This is a genomic window from Comamonas sp. DB36, assembly GCF_057914905.1.
Genome location: NZ_CP196632.1, coordinates 492,802 through 515,335, shown reverse-complemented (window position 1 = coordinate 515,335; position 22,534 = coordinate 492,802). Strand labels below are relative to the sequence as shown.

General features: G+C 66.3%; 15 protein-coding genes. 6 read left to right on the top strand and 9 right to left on the bottom strand.

The annotated features are described in order from the left end of the window. Positions 1-4 precede the first annotated feature (4 nt). The 8 genes from ACSVDO_RS23330 to ACSVDO_RS23295 form a co-directional block, all read right to left on the bottom strand. Complete coding sequence (locus tag ACSVDO_RS23330; protein ID WP_332540213.1) at positions 5-988, bottom strand: NAD(P)H-dependent flavin oxidoreductase; 984 nt, start codon at positions 986-988, stop codon at positions 5-7. A 7-nt stretch (positions 989-995) separates the two neighbouring features. Continuing rightward, positions 996-1,985 carry a Bug family tripartite tricarboxylate transporter substrate binding protein gene (locus ACSVDO_RS23325; protein WP_489596633.1) on the bottom strand — a complete coding sequence of 330 codons (990 nt, stop codon included), beginning with the start codon at positions 1,983-1,985 and terminating at the stop codon, positions 996-998. 58 nt (positions 1,986-2,043) lie between these two features. Further along, positions 2,044-3,291: a CaiB/BaiF CoA transferase family protein gene (locus ACSVDO_RS23320; RefSeq protein ID WP_332540215.1), complete on the bottom strand. Its 1,248-nt coding sequence runs from the start codon at positions 3,289-3,291 to the stop codon at positions 2,044-2,046. Between the two features lie 22 nt (positions 3,292-3,313). Further along, entirely contained in the window at positions 3,314-4,126 is an 813-nt protein-coding gene (locus tag ACSVDO_RS23315; protein WP_489596631.1) for an oxepin-CoA hydrolase, alternative type, read from the bottom strand. Beyond that, positions 4,123-5,262: an acyl-CoA dehydrogenase family protein gene (locus ACSVDO_RS23310; protein ID WP_489596629.1), complete on the bottom strand. Its 1,140-nt coding sequence runs from the start codon at positions 5,260-5,262 to the stop codon at positions 4,123-4,125. The genes ACSVDO_RS23315 and ACSVDO_RS23310 overlap by 4 nt, the downstream gene beginning before the upstream one ends. A 10-nt stretch (positions 5,263-5,272) precedes the next feature. Next, positions 5,273-6,481, bottom strand: a complete 1,209-nt coding sequence (locus ACSVDO_RS23305) for an acyl-CoA dehydrogenase family protein (RefSeq protein ID WP_489596628.1) — start codon at positions 6,479-6,481, stop codon at positions 5,273-5,275. An 8-nt stretch (positions 6,482-6,489) separates the two neighbouring features. Then, on the bottom strand, positions 6,490-7,671 hold the full coding sequence (locus ACSVDO_RS23300) for an acetyl-CoA C-acyltransferase (RefSeq protein WP_489596627.1): 1,182 nt from the start codon (positions 7,669-7,671) through the stop codon (positions 6,490-6,492). 240 nt (positions 7,672-7,911) lie between these two features. Continuing rightward, positions 7,912-10,029: a 3-hydroxyacyl-CoA dehydrogenase NAD-binding domain-containing protein gene (locus ACSVDO_RS23295; protein WP_489596625.1), complete on the bottom strand. Its 2,118-nt coding sequence runs from the start codon at positions 10,027-10,029 to the stop codon at positions 7,912-7,914. Between the two features lie 109 nt (positions 10,030-10,138). Between ACSVDO_RS23295 and ACSVDO_RS23290 the strand changes: the two genes are divergently transcribed. The 4 genes from ACSVDO_RS23290 to ACSVDO_RS23275 all read left to right on the top strand — a co-directional run bounded on the left by ACSVDO_RS23290 (position 10,139) and on the right by ACSVDO_RS23275 (position 19,136). Further along, the gene (locus tag ACSVDO_RS23290; protein ID WP_489596624.1) at positions 10,139-11,038 is read left to right on the top strand and encodes a LysR family transcriptional regulator; all 900 of its coding nucleotides are present in this window, start codon (positions 10,139-10,141) and stop codon (positions 11,036-11,038) included. Between the two features lie 137 nt (positions 11,039-11,175). Beyond that, the gene (locus ACSVDO_RS23285) at positions 11,176-16,761 is read left to right on the top strand and encodes a YDG domain-containing protein (protein ID WP_489596622.1); all 5,586 of its coding nucleotides are present in this window, start codon (positions 11,176-11,178) and stop codon (positions 16,759-16,761) included. An 11-nt stretch (positions 16,762-16,772) separates the two neighbouring features. After that, entirely contained in the window at positions 16,773-18,455 is a 1,683-nt protein-coding gene (locus ACSVDO_RS23280) for a ShlB/FhaC/HecB family hemolysin secretion/activation protein (protein WP_489596620.1), read from the top strand. A gap of 96 nt (positions 18,456-18,551) precedes the next feature. Continuing rightward, on the top strand, positions 18,552-19,136 hold the full coding sequence (locus ACSVDO_RS23275; protein ID WP_489597392.1) for a TetR/AcrR family transcriptional regulator: 585 nt from the start codon (positions 18,552-18,554) through the stop codon (positions 19,134-19,136). On the opposite strand, the gene ACSVDO_RS23270 is transcribed toward ACSVDO_RS23275, so the two are convergent. After that, on the bottom strand, positions 19,108-20,334 hold the full coding sequence (locus ACSVDO_RS23270; RefSeq protein ID WP_489596618.1) for a multidrug effflux MFS transporter: 1,227 nt from the start codon (positions 20,332-20,334) through the stop codon (positions 19,108-19,110). The genes ACSVDO_RS23275 and ACSVDO_RS23270 overlap by 29 nt on opposite strands. Before the next feature lie 189 nt (positions 20,335-20,523). Here ACSVDO_RS23270 and ACSVDO_RS23265 point away from each other — a divergent pair, with 189 nt between their 5' ends. Together ACSVDO_RS23265 and ACSVDO_RS23260 are read left to right on the top strand one after the other, a co-directional pair. Further along, on the top strand, positions 20,524-21,027 hold the full coding sequence (locus ACSVDO_RS23265) for a MarR family winged helix-turn-helix transcriptional regulator (protein WP_489596617.1): 504 nt from the start codon (positions 20,524-20,526) through the stop codon (positions 21,025-21,027). A 38-nt stretch (positions 21,028-21,065) separates the two neighbouring features. Next, positions 21,066-22,511, top strand: coding sequence for an efflux transporter outer membrane subunit (locus ACSVDO_RS23260; RefSeq protein ID WP_489596615.1), 1,446 nt, complete (start codon positions 21,066-21,068; stop codon positions 22,509-22,511). Positions 22,512-22,534 lie beyond the last annotated feature (23 nt).

Genomic DNA, 22,534 nt, shown 5'->3' with positions numbered 1-22,534 from the left:
CGGACTAGGCCGAGGGCTGCAGCATTCCCGCCAGGCGGGCGCTGATCAGCGCCTGTGCCTGGTCCATGATGCTGTCTATCAATTGCTGTACCGTGGGGATGTCGTCGATCAGGCCCGCAACCATGCCGCAGGACCAGGCGCCGGCCTGCATGTCGCCCTGCTGCATGACGCGCGGGTAGATGCCCGCGACTTCGGGCGCGATGTCGGCAAAGGTGATGGCCGCACCCAGCTCGCGCTCCTTGGCCAGCAGGCGTTCGACGCCCGCATTGGTCAGCACCCGCTCGGTATTGCGCAGCGGGCGCATCACCAGCCGGGTGTCGAGTTCGCTCGCGGCGACAATCGCCTGCTTGACGTTGTCGTGCACCGGCGCTTCCTGCGTGGCAATGAAGCGCGTTCCCATGTTGATGCCTTCGGCGCCCAGGGCCAGCGCGGCCACCAGCGAACGGCCGTCGGCCATGCCGCCCGAGGCGACAAACGGAATCTTCAGTTCCTGCGCCGCGCGCGGCAGCAGGATGAAATTGGGCACGTCGTCTTCGCCCGGATGGCCGCCGCACTCGAAGCCGTCGACGCTGATCGCATCGCAGCCAATGGCCTCGGCCTTGAGCGCATGGCGCACCGAGGTGCACTTGTGGATCACCTTGATGCCCGCGCCCTTGAGCGCCGCCATCCATTTCTGCGGGTTGTTGCCCGCGGTCTCGACAATCTTCACCCCGCCGTCAATGATGGCCTGGACATAGCCCGGGTAGTCGGGCGGATTGACCGACGGCAGAAAAGTCAGGTTCACGCCAAACGGCTTGTCCGTCAGCGCGCGGCAGCGCGCGATCTCTGCGGCCAGCAGTTCGGGCGTGCGCTGCGTCAGGCCGGTGATGATTCCCAGGCCGCCGGCATTCGATACCGCAGCGGCCAGCTCGGCCAGGCCCACATGGTGCATGCCGCCCTGGATGATGGGATGCTGGATGCCGAACAGCTCGGTGATGCGCGTCTTCATTGCGGGCTCACTCGGAAGCAATGTGCTTGTCGCGAATCAGCTGGCCCCAGCGGGTGTAATCCTGCTGGATGCGGCCGGCCATCTCGGCGGGCGACTGGTAGAACGCAATCGCACCGGCGTTGAGCAGCCGGCTCTGGGTCTCGGGCTCGGCCAGGATCTGCTTGACTTCGCCGGCAATGCGCTCGACCACGACCGCGGGCGTGCCCTTGGGCGCGAGCAGGCCGCCCCAGGACACGGCGTCATAGCCCTTGATGCCCTGCTCGGCAATGGTCTTGACATCGGGCAGCATGGCCACGCGCTGGGGCGAGCCCACGGCAATGGCGCGCAGCTTGCCCGCCTGGATATGCGGCAGCGCCGCAACCAGATCGGCATACATGATGGGCACCTGGCCGCCAATGGTATCGGTGATCGCCGGCGTGCCGCCCTTGTAGGGCACATGCTGCATCTCGAAGCCGGCCATCTGCTTGAGCAGCTCCATGCTCAGGTGGCCGAAGCTGCCCGCGCCCGAGCTGGTGTAGTTGAGCGCGGTCTTCTGCGCCTTGGCGTGGGCAATCAGGCTCTTGATGTCGGTGACTTCGGGCAGCAGCTTGGGGTTGACCACGATCACGATGGGCAGGTCATAGACCGTGGCCACGGGCGCGAAGTCCTTGACGGTGTCGTAGCCCGCGGTCTTGTACAGATGCGGCGCCAGCAGCGTGGGCGTGGCCAGCATCACCAGCGTATAGCCGTCGGCCGGGCTCTTGGCGACCTGGGCCGCGGCAATCGAGCCCGAAGCGCCGGGGCGGTTTTCCACCAGCACCGTCTGCTTGAGGCGTTCGGACAGCTTCTGCCCGAGGATGCGCGAAGCGGTGTCGGTGGGGCCGCCCGCGGGAAACGGCACGATCAGCTTGACCATCTTGCTGGGCCAGGCCGTCTGCTGCGCGAACGCGCTGCCGGCAAACAAGGGGGCGGCCGCGAGGGCCAGAACGCCGCGGCGGGTAGTGGCAAAAGTATTCATGGTGTCTCTGTCTCTTTGTAGCTGTGTCCCGCGGCACCCGGCCGCGGGATGGATGGTCTCAGGCGCCGGGCAGCGTCAGCACGCCCTTGGCCTGCAGCGCCTGCAGCTCTTGCTCGGACAGCTGCAGCAGTTGCTGCAGCACGTCCTTCGTGCCCTCGCCCAACGTGGGCGGGGCATTGCGTATCGGCAGGCGCTTGCCGTCGAGCCGATACGGCGGCGCAAACACATGGGTGGTGCCGGCCACGGGATGGGGCATTTCCTGCAACAGGCCGCCGCGGCGCGTGCGCTCGCTGGTCAATGCCTCGTGCAGGCCCGAGACCCGGCCGCAAGGAATTCCGAAGCGCGACATGCGCTCGATCAGCACATCGCGCGTCTCGGCGCGTATCAGCTCGGTGAGCAGCGGCAGCAGTGCCGGGCGGTTCTTGGAACGCTCGACATTGGTCGCGAACTTCGCGTCTTCAAGGATGTCGGGGCGCTGCACCACATCGCGACAAAAGCGCTCGAATTGCTGGTTGTTGCCCACGGCAATGATCAACGGACCGTCGGCGGCCTCGAACATGCCGTAGGGCACGATCGACGGGTGCGAATTGCCATAGCGCTGCGGGTCGCGGCCCAGCTGCATGGCGTCAAGGCCGTAGTAGCCGGTCACCGTGAGACCGCAGTCATACAGTGCCATCTCGATCAGCCGCCCCTTGCCCGTGCGCTCGCGCCGGAACAGTGCGGCGAGCACCGCCTGGGCCGCGTACATGCCGGTCATCAGATCGACCACGGCCACGCCGAACTTGAGCGGCGGCTGCTGGGCTTCGCCGTTGAGCGCCATCAGCCCGGCCTCGCCCTGTATCACCAGATCGTAGCCGGGCCGCTTGGCCTCGGGGCCCGAGGTGTCGTAGCCGGCAATCGCGCAGTAGATCAGGCCGGGCTTGAGCGCCTTGAGTTGCTCGTAGCCCAGGCCCAGCTTCTCGGCGCCGCCGGTCTTGAAGTTGTGCAGCACCACGTCGCACTGGGGCAGCAGATCATGGATGATCTTGATGCCTTCAGGGCTTTGCAGATCGACCGTGACCGAGCGCTTGTTGCGGTTCATCGCGCTGTAGTAGGTGGTCTCGGTCTTGCCGATGCGAATGCCCCAGTCGCGCGTGTCGTCGCCGCGCTCGGGGTGTTCGACCTTGATGACTTCAGCGCCGAAGTCGGCCAGCACCATGCCGCACATAGGGCCTGCAAACACGCGCGACAGATCGAGCACGCGCACGCCTTCGAGCGGGAAATCGGTGCTGTCGTCGGCGGGTGAGGTGTTGTTGTTGTCGCTCAATGTTGTCTCCTTGCCGCTGCTGCTAGCCGCGCGGCTGGCGCAGTTGCGTGTAATCGGCCGGGCGTTTTTCGAGAAAGGCCGCCATGCCTTCGCGCGACTCCTCGCTGGCCTGGGCGTGCACCATGAACTGCGCTTCCTGCTCGAGCTGCTGCTCCAGCGTGTTGTCGTAGGCGGCGTGGCACAGCGCCTTGATGTTGCCCATGGCTTCATCGGGCCCCGAGGCCAGTTGCTGGGCCAGCGCAATCGCCTGGGCCAGCGCTTCGCCGGGCTCGGCCAGGCGGTTGACCGCACCCAGCGCATGCAGGCGCTCGCCCGACACCCGCTCACCCGTGAGGCACAGCTCGGTCAGCAGCTGGCGCGAGACGAACTGCGCGAGAAAAGCCGTCGCGCCGCCATCGGGCGTGAGACCGATCTTCACATAGGCCACGGAGAACGCCGCATTGCGCGCCGCCACCAGCATGTCGCAGGCCAGGGCCAGCGACACGCCCGCACCGGCGGCCGCGCCTTCGACGGCGGCAATCACCGGCTTGGGGCAGGCGCGCACGGCGCGAATCAGGTCATGCAGGCCTTCGAGCTTTTCGCGCCGCTCGGCCACCGACAGTTCGCGCCGCTTGACCAGCTGGCGCAGATCGCCGCCGGCGCAGAAATGCCCGCCTTCGCCGGTCAGCACGATGGCGCCCACGCTGGGGTCGTTCTTCGCATCGTGCAGCGCTTGCGTCAGCGCCAGGTAGAACGCCGGCGACAGCGCATTGCGCGCCGCCGGATTGTTGTTGCTCAGCACCAGCACCGCGCCTTCGCGGCGGGTGATCAGCGCGGTGTTTTGTTCGTTGCTCATTGCGCAGTCTCCCGGCCCAGCGCCATGAAGCGCGCCAGATGGTGGTCTTCGTCGCCCAGTTCGTGATCGATCATCACCAGGCGCTTGGCATAGTGCGACAACGGCAATTCCCAGGTCATGCCTATGCCGCCGTGCATTTGTATGCTTTCCTCGGCAACCAGCGCGCCAATGCGGCCAATCGTCACCTTGGCGGCCGACAGCGCGCGTTCGCGCGTCAGGCGGTCGCCGTCAAGCGCCGCCGCGGCATTGATCACCGCCGAGCGCGACTGCTCGATTTCCAGCAGCAGATCGGCCATGCGGTGCTGCAAGGCCTGGAAGCTGCCGATGGCCACGCCGAACTGCTTGCGCGTCTGCAGGTATTCGAGCGTGTCGCGCTTGGCGACTTCCATCGCGCCCACGGCTTCGGCGCACAGCGCCAGCACGCCCGCGCCGACGGCGATCTCCAGCGTCGCCAGGCCCTGGCCCTCCTGGCCCAGCAGCGCGTCGGCGCCGACTTGCACCTTGTCGAGCGTGATCTCGGCGACGCGGCCGCCGTCCATGCGGCCCATGCCGCGGCGGCCCACGCCCGCGGCGTCGGCGGGAACGAGAAACAGCGAAATGCCGTTCTCGCTGTCGACTTCACCGGCGGTGCGCGCCGACACCAGCAGCAAGTTCGCATGATCGCCCTGCAGCACCACGGCCTTGGCGCCCGACAGCGTCCAGCCGCCTGCGCTGCGCTCGGCGCGCGTGGCGACGCGGTTCAACTCGTAATGGCTGGCCGGCTCGTCGTGCGCCAGCGCGGCAACCGTGCTGCCGTCCACCAGATTGGCAATCAGCGCCTTTTGCGCCGGCGTGCCGGCGGCGGCCAGCGCGCGCCCGACCATCAGCGCGCCCAGGAAAGGCTCGACCACCAGGCCGCGGCCCAGGGCCTCGAACACCACGGCAATGTCGAAGCCTGCGCCGCCAAATCCGCCATCGGCCTCGGTGAACAGCGCGCCAATCGCGCCGAGTTCGGCGAACTGGCTCCACAGCGCGGGCGCCATGCCCACGTCGCCATAGGCAATCGCATTGCGGGTCTCGAAACCGTATTGCTCGGAGACAAAGCGGTTGAGCGTGTCCGCCAGCATGCGGCGGTCTTCGGTATGTTCAAAATTCATCGCGCCAGCCTCACAGGCCCAGGATCATCTTGGAGATGATGTTCTTCTGGATTTCATTGGAGCCGCCGAAGATCGACAGCTTGCGGTAGTTGAAGTAGTTGGCCGCGGCCGTGGCCGCTTCCTTGGGGCCCACGCTCTCGCCCGCATAGTCCGAGTACTGCGCCTCCTCGGTGAACGGCAGCGCGTACGGGCCCATGGCACGGCGTATCAGCGACAGGATTTCCTGGCGGATCTCGGTGCCGCGGATCTTGAGCATGGAGCTTTCCGCGCCCGGAACACCGCCGCCGGCCACGGCCGCGATCACGCGCAGGTTGGTGGTCTTCATGTTCTCCAGGTCGATCTCGACCTTGGCCAGACGCTGGGCGAACTGCGGGTCCTGGTCCAGCGGCTTGCCGTTGCGCTGCACGCGGCTGGCAATGGCCTTGAGCTTTTCCAGCCCGGCCACCGAGAAGCCCACGCCCGCAATGCCGGTGCGCTCATAGGTCAGCAGGTACTTGGCATAGGTCCAGCCCTTGTTTTCCTCGCCCACCAGGTTCTCGGCGGGAACGCGCACGTTGGTGAAGAACACTTCGTTGACTTCGCGGTCGCCGTCCAGCGTGCGGATGGGGCGGATCTCGACGCCCGGGGTGTTCATGTCGACCAGCAGGAAGCTGATGCCCGACTGCGGCCGCGCCTGCTTGTCGGTGCGCACCAGGCAGAAGATCATGTTGGCGTGCTGGCCCTGGGTGGTCCAGGTCTTCTGGCCGTTGACGATGTAATGCGCGCCCTGGGCGTCGACACCGGCCTCGGCCGTGGTCTTGACGGACGCCAGATCGGAGCCCGCACCGGGCTCCGAATAGCCCTGGCACCACCAGTCCTCGCCGCTGAGGATGCGCGGCAGCCAGTAGTTCTTCTGCGCCTCGTTGCCGTACTTGATCAGCACCGGGCCCAGCATGTTGACGCCAAAGGGCACGATGCGCGGGCCGCCGGCGAGCGCGCACTCGTGGTCGAAGATGAACTTCTGCACCGGCGTCCAGCCCGGGCCGCCATGTTCCTCGGGCCAGTGGTTGGCAAACCAGCCGCGCTCGTTGAGGATCGCATGCCATTCGGACTGGTCTTCGCGGCTCAGGCGCTGGCCGGCCTTGACCTTGGCCGCCAGCGCGGCGGGCAGCTTGTCGCGCAGGAATTCCTGCACTTCGGTGCGAAACGCCAGCTCTTCAGGGGTGAAATTCAGATCCATTGGTTTTCTCAGTAAATTTCGAACAGGCCTGCTGCGCCCATGCCGCCGGCAATGCACATCGTCACCACGCCGTACTTGGCCTTGCGGCGACGGCCTTCGAGCAGCAGGTGGCCGACCAGGCGTGCGCCCGTCATGCCAAACGGATGGCCGATGGAGATCGCGCCGCCGTTGACGTTCAACAGCTCGGAAGGAATGCCCAGCGTGCGCTGGCAGTACAGCGCCTGCGAGGCAAAGGCTTCGTTCATTTCCCACAGACCGATGTCCTCGACCTTGAGGCCGTGGCGCGCCAGCAGCTTGGGCACGGCAAACACCGGGCCAATGCCCATTTCATCGGGCTCGCAGCCCGCGACCGCAAAGCCGCGGAACGCGCCCAGCGGCTGCAGGCCCAGGCGCTCGGCCTCCCTGGCCTCCATCAGCACGCTGGCCGACGAGCCATCGGACAGCTGCGAGGCGTTGCCCGCGGTGACGAACTGACCCGGGCCCTTGACGGGCTCGAGCTTGGCCAGGCCTTCGAGCGTGGTGCTCGGGCGGTTGCAGTTGTCCTTGGTCGCGATCACATCGCGCAGCGTGACTTCGCCGGTTTCCTTGTTCTTCTCGGCCATGCGCGTGGCGCAGGCAATGATCTCGTCGGCAAACAGGCCTTTTTCCTGGGCCGCTGCCGTGCGCTGCTGGCTTTGCAGCGAAAACAGATCCTGGTCTTCGCGGCTGATGCCGTAGCGCCGCGCAACGATGTCGGCGGTGTCTATCATCGCCATGTACAGATCGGGCTTGTGCTCGAGCAGCCAGGGGTCGATGTCGCTGGCCAGGTTGTTGCCCGGACGCAGGCCGGAAATGGTCTCGACGCCGCCGGCAATCATGGCCGGAACGCCTTCGGCCACGATGCGGCCGGCGGCAATCGCTATCGACTGCAGGCCCGAGGCGCAGTAGCGCGCCACGGTCATGCCGGCAACCGACAGCGGCAGGCCGGCGCGCAGCGCGGTCTGACGGCCCAGGTTGCGGCCCTGGAAGCCGTCGGGATTGCCGCAGCCCAGCACCAGGTCCTCGAACCTTTCTGGATCTACGCCCGAGCGCTCGACGGCGGCCTGGACCGAAAACGCGGCCAGCTGCGCTGCCGGCGTGACATTGAACTCGCCGCGATGCGACTTGGCCAGCGGAGTGCGGGCGGTGGATACGATGACTGCTTCACGCATGGTGTTGTCTCTGTTAAGTTGGCTGGCTGGCTGGCTGGCTGGCGTCTGCGCGGGGCCCGGTGGGCGGCGCAGCGCTGGCTCTAATTTGGAATAGACAACCGTTCGTAGTGAGCTTGCCTGCGCGGCCCGGTCGAACCATGAACGGCCTGCCCTCATGCCATGAGCGCAGGACGTTCACCCTTCGACAGGCTCAGGGCGAACGGCGGGGGGCGCGATGGGCGAAGGGGCGTGAAAGCCCCCTCACTGCGCCTGGTTCAAACTATCAAAGCCCTTGCCCTCTTTGACCAAGCGCACCAGCAAGGGCGCGGGCTGCCAGAACAGCGGGTCTTCCTTGGCAAAGGACTCGATGTCGGCCAGGATCTTGGGCAGGCCTTCCATGTCGGCCCACTTCATCGGGCCGCCGCGGTGGCGCGGGAAACCATAGCCCGACATGAAGGTCACGTCGACATCCAGCGGACGCAGCGCAATGCCCTCCTCCACCACCTTCGCGCCTTCGTTGACCATGGCCGCCATGTAGCGGCGCAGGATTTCCTCCTGGGTGAACGAACGCGGCGTCACGCCCTTCTTCTGGCGCTCGGCATCGACGATGGCCAGCACTTCGGGGTCGGGCTGACCCACGCGCGCGCCCTCGGGGTAGAGGTAGAAGCCGCGGCCGGTCTTCTGGCCGAACCAGCCGCGCTCGCAGATGCGGTCGGCAATTTCCACGTAGCGCGCCTCAGGGTTGCGCGTCGCCGCGCGGCGCTTGCGCGTGGCCCAGCCGATGTCGCCACCGGCAAGATCCGTCACCTGGAACGGGCCCATGGGGTAGCCGAACGAACGCACGGCGGCGTCGATCTCGTAGGGGCTGGCACCGTCTTCCATCAGGTAGTCGGCGGCCTGCTTGTACACGGCCAGGATGCGGTTGCCGATGAAGCCGTCGCAGACGCCGGCGCGCACCGGCACTTTTTTCATCTTCTTGGCCAGCTCGAAGGCCGTGGCCACCACGTCGGCGCTGACCTTGGACGGCACGACGATCTCCAGCAGCTTCATGATGTTGGCCGGGCTGAAGAAGTGCAGGCCGATCACGTCCTGCGGACGCTGGGTGGCATCGGCAATCGCCTCGATGTCCAGGTAGGAGGTGTTGGTGGCCAGCACCGCGCCGGGCTTGCAGACGCGGTCGAGCTCGCGGAACACGGCCTTCTTGACTTCAAGGTCCTCGAACACCGCTTCGATCACCAGGTCGACCTGGGCGATGTCGTCATAGCTGGTCGACGGCGTATAGCGCGCCATGATGGCGGCCTTGGCTTCGGCCGTCATGCGGCCCTTGGCGATCAGGCCGTCGTAGACCTTCTCGACATTCTTGCGGCCGCGCGCGATCGACTCGGCGTCGCGTTCAATCATCGTCACGCTGAAGCCGGCGTCCAGCGCCGACACGGTGATGCCCGCGCCCATGGTGCCGCCGCCGATGATGGCGATGGTGGAGAAGGCGCGCGGCGCGGCCAGCTTGGCCTCGGGCACCTTGGCGACTTCGCGTTCGGCAAAGAACGCATGCACCAGACCGGCGCGCTGCGGGCTGGCCACGCATTCGATGAACTGCGCGCGCTCGAAGGCCAGGGCTTCGTCAAACGGCTTTTGCACCGCAGCCTGCACGCATTCAATGATCTTCAGCGGCGAGAACAGGCCGCGGCTTTTCTTCGCGGTTTCGGCCTTGAGCACTTCGAGTTCGGCCAGCGCGGCGGCGGGATCGGCGATCACGATATCGCGCGTGCGGCGCACTGGCGCGTTCTGCGCCAGCAGTTCATTGGCATAGGCCAGGCCCGCGGCAACGGCGTCTGTGCCTTCGGCCAGGCGGTCCACCAGTCCGGCCTTCAGCGCGGCCTTGGCATTCATGGGCTTGCCGCCGAGCATCAGTTCGGTCGCGGGCTTGATGCCCATCAGGCGCGGCGCGCGCTGCGTGCCGCCCGAGCCGGGCAGCAGGCCCAGCAGCACTTCGGGCAGGCCCAGGCTGGCGCCCGGCAGGGCCAGGCGATAATGCGCCGACATCGCCACTTCCAGGCCACCGCCCAGCGCCGCGCCATGGATGGCGGCGATCACCGGCTTGCTGCAGTTCTCGATAGCCGCACAGGCTTCGGGCAGCGAAGGAGGCACGGGCGGCTTGCCGAATTCGCGGATATCCGCGCCGGCGATGAAGGCCTTGCCCGCACCCACCAGCAGCACGGCGCGCACCGCGTCATCGGTTTCGGCCTGCTGCATGGCAGTCACCAGCCCCTGGCGCACGACCTGGCCCAGCGCGTTGACCGGAGGATTGTCTATCGTCACCACCAGAATGGCGCCGTGAAGGGCCGTGTTGACAGCTAAAGCGTGAGGGGCAGCGCCCATGGACGTTCTCCGGGATTGACAGTAATACCTCCATTGTGGGTACGCCAAACAATCTTGACAATTACATGGATGGTTGACAGACTGTCAAATAATATTTGACAAGCTTTCCATGGAACTCCAATCCCTGACCCTGCTGGTGGATATTCTCGATGCCGGCAACCTGAGCCAGGCCGCGCGCAACCTCAAGATGACGCGCGCCAACGTCAGCTACCACCTGAACCAGCTCGAGAAATCCGTGGGCGCGCAGCTGGTGCGCCGCACCACGCGCCGCGTCGAGCCCACCGAAGTGGGCCTGCGCCTTTATGCGCACGGCCTCGCCATCCAGAACGAAATGCGCGCCGCGCGCGAAACCATCACCACGCTGGGCCAGGGCCTGCAAGGCCGCGTGGGCCTGAGCGTGCCCAGCGGCTACGGCCAGCTGGTGATGTCAGACTGGCTGATCGACTTCAAGCGGCTGTATCCGTTCATCGTGCTCGACGTGCGCTTCGAGAACCGCGTCGACGATCTGATACGCGAGGACATCGACATCGCCATCCGCGTGATGCCCGAGCCGCCGCCCACGCTGGTCGCGCGCGACCTGGGCCAGGTGCGCTATATCGCCTGCGCTTCGCGCGGCTATGTCGCGGCCCACGGCCTGCCCACCGAACTCGAGGCGTTGCGCACCGCGCCTTTGATCACCGCGGGCGTGGTCGGTCGCCAGCTGCGCCTGAGCGCCTACCAGGGAGCGCTGCGCGAGGAAGTGATGCTCGAACCCACGCTGATTTCCGAGCACTTCCCCTTCCTGCGCCAGGGCATTCTTGCCGGCCTGGGCGTGGGCCTGGTGCCCGATTACGTGGTCGAGGACGCGGTCGCCAGCGGCGAAGTGCTGACCACGCTGGACGACTGGCGGCTGAGCATCTTCGGCACGCAGATGTACATGCTCTACATGCCCCAGCGCCACCAGACGCGCGCCGTGCGCACCTGCATCGAGTACCTGCTGGCGCGCGCGCGGCCAGCGGCCGCAGCATAGGCCAGGCCGGCCATCGCCCCCTTGCGGGGCATAGGCGGATTGCATAAAAAATGCAACGAAGTTGTGTGGGGCGTTACCTACATCGCACACAACTACCTTGATGGCGCGCAGCCCCGGGCTGCCGTGTCACGCCTGCCATGAACCACATCTATAGCGTGCTCTGGAACAGTGCACTTGGACGTTTTTATGTCACCAGCGAACGGGGCCGCAGTCGCAGCCGCGCCACCCCACGCCGCGCCCGCGGCCGCGGCGCGAACCGACGGCCAGGCTTTGCCGCACTGGCTGCCGGCGTGGCAATGGCCTGGAGTGCAGCGGCCTGGTCCCAGGCCGCCTTGCCCCAGGGCGGGCAGGTGGTCAGCGGCAACGCCGCCATCACCCAGGCCGGCCCGCAGATGACGATTCAGCAGGCCAGCGACAAGACCATTTTGAACTGGCAAAGCTTCAACATCGGCGCCGGCCACCAGGTCACGTTCCAGCAGCCCGATGCTTCGGCGGTGGCCCTGAACCGCGTCGTGGGCGCCGATGCGTCGGCCATCCATGGCACGCTGCAGGCCAATGGCCGGGTGTTCCTGGTCAATCCCAATGGCATGCTGTTTGGCGCCGGTGCAAATGTGAACGTGGGCGGCCTGGTGGCCTCGACGCTGAACATTGCCGACAACGATTTCCTCCAGGGCCACTATCAGTTCAGCGGCCAGGGCAGCGCCATGCAAGGTGCCGCGCTGCGCAATCAGGGCCGCATCACCGCGGCCGATGGTGGTGGCGTCGCGCTGCTCGGCGGCAGCGTCAACAACCAGGGCACGATTGCCGCGCGCCTGGGCTCGGTGGCGCTGGCCGCGGGCAATCAGGTCAAGCTGGACTTCGCGGGCGACGGCCTGCTCAATGTCCAGGTGCAGCAAGCGTCGCTCAATGCGCTGGCCGAAAACCATCAACTGATCGAAGCCGATGGCGGCAGCGTGCTGATGACCGCCAAGGCCACCGACGCGATACTGCAGACCGTGGTCAACAACACCGGCACGGTGCGGGCCCGCAGCGTGGAAAACCGCGCAGGCAAGATTGTGCTGCTGGGCGGCTTCGAAGGCGGCACGACGCGGGTTGCGGGCACGCTGGATGCGAGCGCGCCCGCAGGCGGCAACGGCGGCTTCATCGAGACCAGTGGTGCCCACGTCGAAATCGAAGATGGCGCCAAGGTCACGACCCTGGCCGCCAACGGCCGCAGCGGCAGCTGGCTGATCGACCCGAATGACTTCACCGTGGCGCGCAGTGGCGGCAACATGACGGGCCAGCAAGTATCAGATGCGCTGAACCACAACGACGACTTCACGATAGAGACCGCCGTCATGGGCACGGCCGGCGGCCAAGGCGATATCCATATCAACGATGCCATCACCTGGACGCAAAGCACGCTGCGCCTGAACGCCCAACGCAACATCAACGTCAATGCAGTGATGTCGGTCCAGGGCAGCGGCAAGCTGGCCTTGAATTACGGCGACACCCAAGGCAACGCCGGCACCAGCGCCGTCGTCGGCAGCAATGTCAATGTCAATGGCGGCGGGCGCGTGGATTTCGAGAACGGCGGCGCCGACCGACTGAGCGTCAACGGCCACGGCTATACGGTCATCAATACACTGTCCGAGCTATCGGACATCCAAAATCTGGGCGGCAAATATGCGCTGGGCAGCGACATCGACGCGAGTCCCACGGCCTCTACCGCACAAGGCTTTGCGCCCATCGGTGGAGCGAACACCCCGTTCACTGGCGTATTTGACGGCCTGGGCCACACCATCAGCCGACTGACCATCAATCGTCCACTTGCCATCGACCCGGTCGGTCTTTTGAGCTACACGAATAACGCAGTGCTGCGCAATATTGGCCTGGTGGACGGCAGCATCATCGGAGCAACAACTACAGGTGCTTTAGTCGGCTACAACATCGGAGGCAGCATCAGCAATGCCTACGCAACGGGCAGCGTGAAGGGCACCAACGTTACGGGCGGCCTGGTCGGGCACAGCCAGGGCAGCCGCATCAGCAACGCCTATGCAACGGCCGGCGTGTCGGGTGCACGCTACGTGGGCGGCCTGCTCGGCGCTCTAGGCGACGGCATGATCAGCAACGCCTATGCAACGGGCAGCGTGACGGGCGACAGTGAAGTGGGCGGCTTGGTCGGCAACAACAGCGCCAGCCGCATCATCAACGCCTACGCAACCGGCAGCGTGACCGGGAGCAGCAATGTTGGCGGTCTGATCGGCTTGCAAACAAACGGTGATATCAACAGCGTCTACGCAACAGGCAACGTGAGGGGCAACAGCAATGCCCGCGGTCTGATCGGCTTGAGACTTGGCGGCAGCGTCAGCTACGCCTACTGGAACACCGAGACCACCGGTCAGCAAACCAGCGATGGCACGCGCCTGACCACCGCACAGATGTTTGACACCAGCAAATGGGCTGGCTTTGATTTCGTCACGGTCTGGGGCAATGCCAATGGCCAGACCACGCCCTATCTGCTGAACATGGCGGGCAACCAGGTATTCAACAAGAACGACCTGCCTACGGGCACCATCACGATTGACAATCGCCCGGTGCTCTACACCGCCGTGCTCGATGTGAATCAGTTGCAGGCGGTGCAGAACAATTTGTCCGGGCGCTATCTGCTGGGCAAGGACATCGATGCCGGCGCCACGGCGGGGTGGAATGGCGGCAAGGGCTTTGCGCCCCTCGGCACATCGCAGTCCACTTTCACGGGAGTGTTCGACGGGCTGGGCCACACCATTAACAGATTGACCATCCATCGTCAAAACGAGGAAGCGGTGGGCCTTTTCGGCTACGCCGAGAACGCAGTGCTGCGCAATGTGGGCCTGGTGGAAGGCAGCACCATCGGACGCCTGCATACGGGAGCACTGGTCGGCTATCAAAACGGCGGCAGCATCAGCAACGCCTACGCTACGGGCAGCGTGACGGGAATTGACCGCACGGGCGGCTTGGTTGGTGCTCAAAGCGGTGGCGACATCAGCAATGCCTACGCGGCGGGCAGCGTCACGGGCAACTTTTCCACGGGTGGCCTGGTCGGCTTAAGCAGCGGCAGCATCAGCAATGCCTACGCAGCGGGCAGCGTAACAGGCGACACCATTTACACAGGCGGTCTGGTCGGATATCTAGGCAGTGGACGAATCACCAATGCCTACGCGACGGGAAGCGTGACGGGCAGCAATGACCGCCGAGGCGGACTGGTCGGCGGCGGTGACGGCCACGGCAGCATCAGCAACGCCTACTGGAACACCGAGACCACCGGACAGCAAACCAGCGCCGGCGGCCTGGGTAAGACTTCGGCACAAATGAAACAGCTCGCGACTTATGCGAACTGGGACATCAGCGACCAAGGCGGCAGCAACGCCGTCTGGCGTATCTATGAAGGCGAGACAGCGCCCTTGCTGCGCAGCTTTCTGACGGCAGTGACCATAGGCCATGACGTCACGAGTACCTATGACGGCACCAATGTTCATGCAATCGCCGATTACGCCAGGCCCGAAGTCGGCGACAGCGCTCAGCTTCTGGGAGAGTTACGCTACACCGCCGCGGAAAAAAATGTCGGCAACTACAGCGGCGCAAACCTGTCCATCGATGGGCTTTACTCCACCCAGCAGGGCTATGACATCAGCTATGCACCCGCTGCAAACCTGCGCATCATCCCCAAGGAGATCAGCCAGGTCACCGGCATCACCGCCGGGGATCGGACCTATGACGGAACGACCGGGGCCACCTTGAACACCCAGAACAGCGCGTTCAACGGCAAGATCCTCGGCGATGTGTTGACCGTGACAGACGCCAGCGGCAGCTTCGTTGACAAGAATGCCGACAATGGCAAGCGCGTCGATATCACCGGCATCACGCTGGGCGGCGCCGACGCGCGCAATTACACGCTCACAACCACCACCGCAGAAGCCACCGCCAATATCGCCAAGGCCACCATCGCCAGCGTCAGCGGCATCACGGCCGATGACCGGAGCTATGACGGAACCACCGGCGCCACCTTGAATACCCAGAACGGCGTGTTCAACGGAAAAATCCTTGGCGACGTATTGACCGTGACAGACGCCAGCGGCAGCTTCGTTGACAAGAATGCCGACAATGGCAAGCGCGTCGACATCACCGGCATCACGCTGGGCGGCGCCGACGCGCGCAATTACACGCTGGCCGATACGACCGCAACCGCCACCGCCAATATCGCCAAGGCCACCATCGCCAGCGTCAGCGGCATCAAGGCCGATGACCGGACCTATGACGGAACCACCGGCGCCACCTTGAATACCCAGAACAGCGTGTTCAACGGCAAGATCCTCGGCGACGTATTGACCGTGACAGACGCCAGCGGCAGCTTCGTTGACAAGAATGCCGACGTTGGCAAGCGCGTCGATATCACCGGCATCACGCTGGGCGGCGCCGACGCGCGCAATTACACGCTGGCCGATACGACCGCAGTGGCTAAAGCCAATATTCACCAGTTGGCCGTCGAAGCCAGCATTACCGCAGATGGCAAGATCTATGACGCCACCACGGCCGCCATCACCCATGGCCAGTTGGGCGGCCTGCTGGGAAAGGACCAGGTCACGCTGGCGACCAGCGGCAGCTTTAGCGACAAAAATGCAGGCCTTGGCAAGACCGTCAAGCTGAACGGCACGCTGTCAGGTGCCGACGCCGGCAACTACCGCCTGGTGCACAACGAGACGACCACGGCCGATATCGCCCGGTTGGCCATCCAGGGCACCATCACCGCAGACAACAAGACCTACGACGGCCTGACCAACGCCACCACGCAGGGCAACCTGGGCCATGCCGTCCTGGGCAAGGATCAGGTCACGCTGGTCACCAGCGGCCGCTTTGCGGACAAGAATGCGGGCCAGGGCAAGGCGGTGGCCGTCACCGGCGAACTCAGCGGTGCCGATTCCGGCAACTACGTGCTGCTGTACCACACAAGCGCCACCGCCGATATCGACCCGCGGGCCGTCAACGCCATCATCACCGCCGAAGGCAAGACGTATGACGCCAGCACGACCGCCATCACCCACGGCCAGCTCGGTGGCCTGCTGGGAGAGGACCAGGTCACGCTGGCGACCAGCGGCAGCTTCATTGACAAAAATGCAGGCCTTGGCAAGACCGTCGAGGTGAACGGCACGCTGTCAGGTGCCGACGCCGGCAACTACCGGCTGGTGCATAACGACACCACCATCGCCAGCATCGACCGGCTGGACATCCGCGCCGGCATCACGGCCGATGACAAGCCCCATGACGGCACCACCCTCGCCACCACGCATGGCGCACTGACGGGAGTGCTGGCGGGCGACCGCGTGCTCCTGCAAACCCAGGGCAGCTTCCTTGATCCGGCGGCAGGCGCGACCAAGGAGGTACGGGTCAGCGCCACGCTGGGCGGCGAGGATGGCGGCAATTACCGCCTGGAACACAATGCGTCCACTTGGGCCGCCATCCATCCCGCAAAGCCCACCATCGGCCCGGCCCTGACGAACATCTACGCGGGCGTCCATCCCAGTCGGGTCGAAATTGTCCGCGCCGAAGCCAGCACGCCCTCGAGTGGATGCTTCAGCGATGGCTATCCCATGTCCGCCCAGGTCATGAACCTTGGAGGCCTGGCCATCGATGCCGCGCAGCGCGACAGCCGCCCGGTGACCATCTTCACCGGGGTCGGTCGCGCCTGCGCCGCTGCGCCTTTCTGAGTCCACATCCCATGTACACGATTGCCATGCCTTCACCTATGCGCATTGCGCTTGCCACCGCCCTGGCCACCGCACTGCTGGGCTTGCCGCCGACAGCCGGCAGCCAGGCGCTGCCCGACGCCGGCCGGGCGCTCGAAAGCCTGGAGCAGCGCCGCCCCACCCTGCCCGCGCCGGCGCCCATCGATCTGCACCTGCCCGATGTGCCCGCAGCCATGCAGGGCGGCGGCCCGCCCGTCGAAGTTAGACGCTTTGCCATCGAAGGCAATACCGCCATCGCCAGCGCCGAACTGCAGGCCCTGCTGTCACCGCTGATCGGCCAGTCGCTGACCCTGGCCGACATCGAGGCCGGCATAGCGGCCATCACCCGGCGCTACCGTGAACGGGGCTATCCGTTTGCCTATGCCTATCTGCCGGCCCAGACCGTGGAGTCGGGCCTGCTGCGGGTGGCGGTGATCGAAGGACGGCTCGGTGAGGTGAGGCTGGAAAATGCTTCGCGTCAACGGTCCGCAGTACTGCAAGCGCCGCTGGCCGGTCTGCACGCGGGCGCCCTGCTGCGCGCCGATGCGCTGGAAAGCAGCCTGCTGCTGCTGGCCGATGTCGCCGGCATTCGCGCCGAGGCAACGCTGCAGCCCGGCGCCCGGTTCGGCAGCTCCGATCTGGTCGTCAGGGTCGACGATGGGCCTGTAGTCGGCGCTGCGCTGGGCATGGACAATTTCGGCAACCGCTACACCGGGGCCTGGCGCGGGTCCGCCAGCCTGCAGCTCGACGGCGCACTGGGCCTGGGCGAGCAGATCCAGCTGCAGCTGCTGGCCAGCAATGAGGATTTGTACAACTACCGGCTGGGCTACCAGATGCCCGTGGGGCCGTGGAGCACGCGCATAGGCGCCAGCCTGTCGCATCTGGACTATGCGTTGGACCAAGAGTTCGGCGTGCTCGACGCCTATGGCAGCGCCAAGGTGGCCAGCGTCCACGCCACCCAGCCGCTGCTGCGCAGTCGCAGCGCGAACGTCAATGCGCGGCTGCAATATGACCAGAAGCGCCTGACCGACCACATCGGGATGTACGACACCCAGGAACGCAAGCACTCGCAGCTCACCACGCTGGGGCTGGACGGCAACTGGCAGGACAGCCTCGGCGGGCGCGCCACCAATCAATGGAGCCTGGCCTGGGTCCACGGGCAGCTGCGCCTGGGCAACGTGGCGCAGCAGCAGCGCGATGCCCAGACCGCGCGCAGCGCCGGGAGCTTCCAGATGATCACCGCCAGTCTGGCGCGCTGGCAGGCACTGGGCGGTCCGTGGAGCCTGCATGGCCGCGTCAACGGGCAGCGCGCCGATGGGAATCTCGACTCCTCGGAAAAGATGAGCCTGGGCGGCGCCTACGGCGTGCGCGCCTATCCGCAAGGCGAAGCCCCGGGCGACCATGGCCTGCTGGCCACACTGGAGCTGCGCTACGCGCTGGGCGGCGACTGGCAGCTCAGCGGCTTTGCCGACAGCGGCAAGGTCAGGCTGCAGCACCGCCCCTGGAACGCCGGCAGTAACCACCGCCGCCTCAGCGGCGCAGGCCTGGGACTGCAGCGCAGTGGCAGGGACTGGTCCATGGAGACCGCGCTGGCCTGGCGCGTGGGCAGCGCGGCGGCCACGAGTGCACCGGACAAACGACCGCGGCTGTGGGTCAAGGCGCAGAGGTTCTTCTAGCGCCTTGACGCGGCGCGCAGCCGAACGCACTGGCCTGCTGCGCCAAACGACCGCAGGGCATAGCGCCGTAAAATCCCGGCGATGGAAACCATTGCCCTGACCGCCTCCCGCCTGCAGGACGCAGCCCTTGCACGCTTTGCGCGCCAGGGCTTCGACGCCACCTCGATGGCGGAAATCGCCGCCGATGTGGGCATCAAGAAACCGTCGATCTATGCGCATTTCCGCAACAAGGATGCGCTTTATCTGAGCCTGATTCCGTTGATGGTCACGGCCGAACTGGACTATGCGCGCAGCGTGCTGGTCGGCGGCAGCGCCATACGCGCGCAGATCCACGCCTATCTGCAAAGCATCCAGGTCCGCTATGACGATTCGTTTCGCGTGCAGTTCTGGATGCGTGCGCTCTACACCCCGCCCGGTCATCTGCATGACCAGGTCATGGCGCTGATGCATGTGTTCATGGACGATCTCGAAGCCATCGTGCTGGCCGCGATCACCCAATCCAGCCTCGTGCCGAACACCCAGGGGCTGAGCGCCGAAGTTTTGACCAAGACCTGCCTGGGCCTGATCGACTGCCTTCAGGTCGAGCTGACCTATGCCGGACCGGCGAAATTCGCGCGCCGGCTGCAGGCGGTCTGGGCAGTGTTTGAAGCGGCTACGGCAGCGCGGCCGGCGCAGGGCTGACGCTGCGCCGCCCGCCCCACCAGCAGCACAGCGCCGCGAGCGCGCCGCAGACCAGGATGGCCGCCGGCAGCGGCACGAGGCCTGGCGCGGCCAGCGTCACCAGGGCGCCTATGGCAGCGCCCATCAGATACTGCAGCAAGCCCATCAGCGCCGAGGCCACGCCGGCCTGCTCGCCGGCCTGGGCCATGGTCAGCGCCGTGAGATTGCCGAACACCAGGCCCAGCGGCCAGACCGACAGGCCCAGCAGCGCCAGATAAACGCCCAGGCCGGCCCACCCCAGCAGCACCAGCACCAGCAGCAGCAGGCCTGCAAACGCGTGCACCGCGATGCCGGCCAGCAGCACGCGCTGCTCGCTCAGGCGCTGTATCAGCCACAGGCTCAGCTGACCGGCGACCACCACGCCCACCGCGTTCGAGGCAAAGAAATAACTGAAATGCTGGGGGCTCATGCCGAAGTGCTCGATCAGCACGAATGGCGAGACGCTGATGTAGACGAACAGCGCGCCCAGGATGAAACCTCCGGCCAGCGTATAGGCCATGAACGCCGGCGCGCGGCACTGCTGCGCATAGGCGCGCAGGATGGCGCGCGCATGCAGCGGCGCGCGCCTGTCGCGCGCCAGCGTTTCGGGAATCGCCCGCAGGCCCCAGGCCGCGCCCAGCGCGCCAACCACGGCCAGCGTCCAGAACACCATGCGCCAGCCGCCGTGGGTCAGCAGATAGCTGCCGACCACCGGCGCCAAAATGGGCGCGATCATCATCACCTGCATCAGCACCGAGAACACGCGTGCCGACTCCTGCACGCTGCAGACGTCCGAGACGATGGCGCGCGGCGCGACCAGGCCCGCGGCAGCGCCCAGCGCCTGCAGGAAGCGCGCGAACAGCAGCCACTCGACGCTGGGCGCGAGCGCGGCCAGCACCGAGCCCAGCACAAACACCCCCAGGCCGATCAGCAGCGGCCAGCGCCGCCCGAAGCGGTCCAGCAGCGGCCCGTAAAGCCCCTGGCCCAGCGCCAGGCCGACGAGAAACACCGACAGCGTCTGCTGGATCTTGCCCGCCGACGCGCCCAGCTCCTGGGCCACGGCGGGAAAGGCCGGCAGGTACATGTCGATGGCCATGGCGTCCAGCGCCGTGATCATCGCCAGCAGAAACAGAAACGGCCAGCCGAAGCGGCTGGGTGGGGTCGAAGGATTCGCAGTCATGAAAGCAGATGCGGCACGCGGCCGATGAACAGGTTAAAACGCAGACCTTCCTAACGGTCGGTAGGCTGCGATGGCTTGATTGTAGATCCCGCACTCAAAAACCCTCTTGTGCTCCTGGGGACCTGCATATGCCTGCAGACGCCAATGATTTTGACGACAATAGTTGCCTAGTCAATTAAATCGCAGTCAATGACCTCCATTCCGCCTCTGCCCTCCGATTTCTACCAGGCAGGTGCCTACCAGCCCCAGGAAAGCGTGGGTTTTCTGATGCGGCGGGTACTCAGCTCCATCCTGCAGCAGGCCGATGCCGAACTGGCGGTGCATGACCTGACCTATGTGCAATGGCTGCCGCTGTACAAGCTGCGGGTCTGCAGTGACACCACCAGCGCCAACCTGGCGCGCGACCTGGGCATAGATCCGGCGGCGGTGACGCGCGCCCTGGACCGGCTCGAAGCCAAGGGCATGCTGCGCCGCGAACGCTCGACCGGCGACCGGCGCGTGGTGCATCTGGTGCTGACCGAGGCCGGAGACGCGATTGCCGCCAAGGTTCCGCAAGCGCTCAGCAGCGTGCTCAACGCCCACCTCAGCGGTTTCAGCCACGACGAATGCCGACTGCTGATCGACATGCTGCAGCGCATGCTGCACAACGGCGAGGCGCTGCGCGCCGCTCAGGCCCCGTCCAAGGCCGGCTGAATTTCTGCACTTCCCCCATTCCCACTCTCCCTCCAACCATGCATCTCCTTTCTTCATTGCCGGGCAAGCGTCTGCTGGCCCTGAGTGCCGCGCTGGCCCTCGCGGGCTGCGCCCTGCCCGGACCGGATCGCGCCGCGCTCACGCAGATCACGCCCGAAGGCACAGGCCTGAGCGCGCAGGCGCCGGCCCAGGGCCTGCCCACAGCAACCTGGTGGACCGCGCTGGGCGATCCGCGGCTGAACGCGCTGATCGACCAGGCCTTGCAAGGCAGCCCCAGCCTGGCCGCCAGCCGCGCGCGCTTCGAACGCGCGGCCGCACTGGCCACGGCCAGCAGCACCGCCAGCCAGCCGCATGCCACGCTGGGCCTGGACGCCACGCGCCAGCATTACAGCGCCAACGGCCTGGTGCCCGCGCCGATTGCCGGCAACACCTACAACAGCGGCAACGCCCAGGTGGGCCTGAGCTGGGCGCCCGATTTCTTTGGCCGGCATGCGGCCGAACTCGAATCGGCGCTGGGCCAGGCGCGCGCCGCCCAGGCCGACAGCGCCGCGGCCGCCAACCAGCTTGCCGCCCAGGTCGCGCGCAGCTATGTGGCACTGGCCCGGCTGCTGGCCCAGCGCGATGTCGCCCAGCGCACGCTGGACCAGCGCCAGCAGCTGCTGGACCTGAGCCACCAGCGCACCCAGGCCGGTCTCGACAGCCAGGTCGAGCTGACCCAGGCCCAGGCCGGCCTGCCCGATGCGCGCACCCAGATTGAAATGCTGGCCGAGCAGATCACGCTGGCGCGCCGCACGCTCGCGGTGCTCAGCGGCCAGGCGCCCGAAGCCCAGCAGACGCTGGCGCCGCAGCTTACCCAGCTTGCGCTGCAGGACGTGCCCCAGGCCCTGGGCCTGGACCTGCTGGGCCGGCGCCCGGACATCGTTGCCGCGCGCTGGCGCGTCGAAGCCGCGGGCCAGGACATCGCGCGCGCGCGCGCCGATTTCTACCCCGACATCAGCCTCAGCGCTTTTGTCGGCCTGAACGCCATAGGCCTCGATCAGCTGCTGCAAGGCAGTTCGCGCCAGATGGGCGTGACACCGGCGCTGCGCCTGCCGATCTTCGAAGGCACGCGCCTGCGCGCCCAGTTGCGCGGGCGCGAAGCCGAGCGCGACACCGCAATTGCCCAATACAACGGCGCGGTGCTCGACGCCGTCAAGGAAGCCGGCGACGCGATTGCCTCGGTGCAGTCGCTGGGCCGCCAGCAGGCGCTGCAAAGCGAATCCGTGGCCAAGGCCGAGCAGGCCTATGACTTCGCGCTGCAGCGCTACCGCGCGGGACTGAGCAACCAGATCACCATGCTCAACGCCGAAAGCCAGGTCATCACCCAGCGCCGCCTGGGCGTGGACCTGCAGGCACGCCAGCTCGACACGCGCATCGCCCTCATGAAAGCCCTGGGCGGCGGCTGGAGCGACGACACCGCGAACCTGCAGGTCAGCCAACGCTAACCCCCTCTTTACTCCCAGCGGGC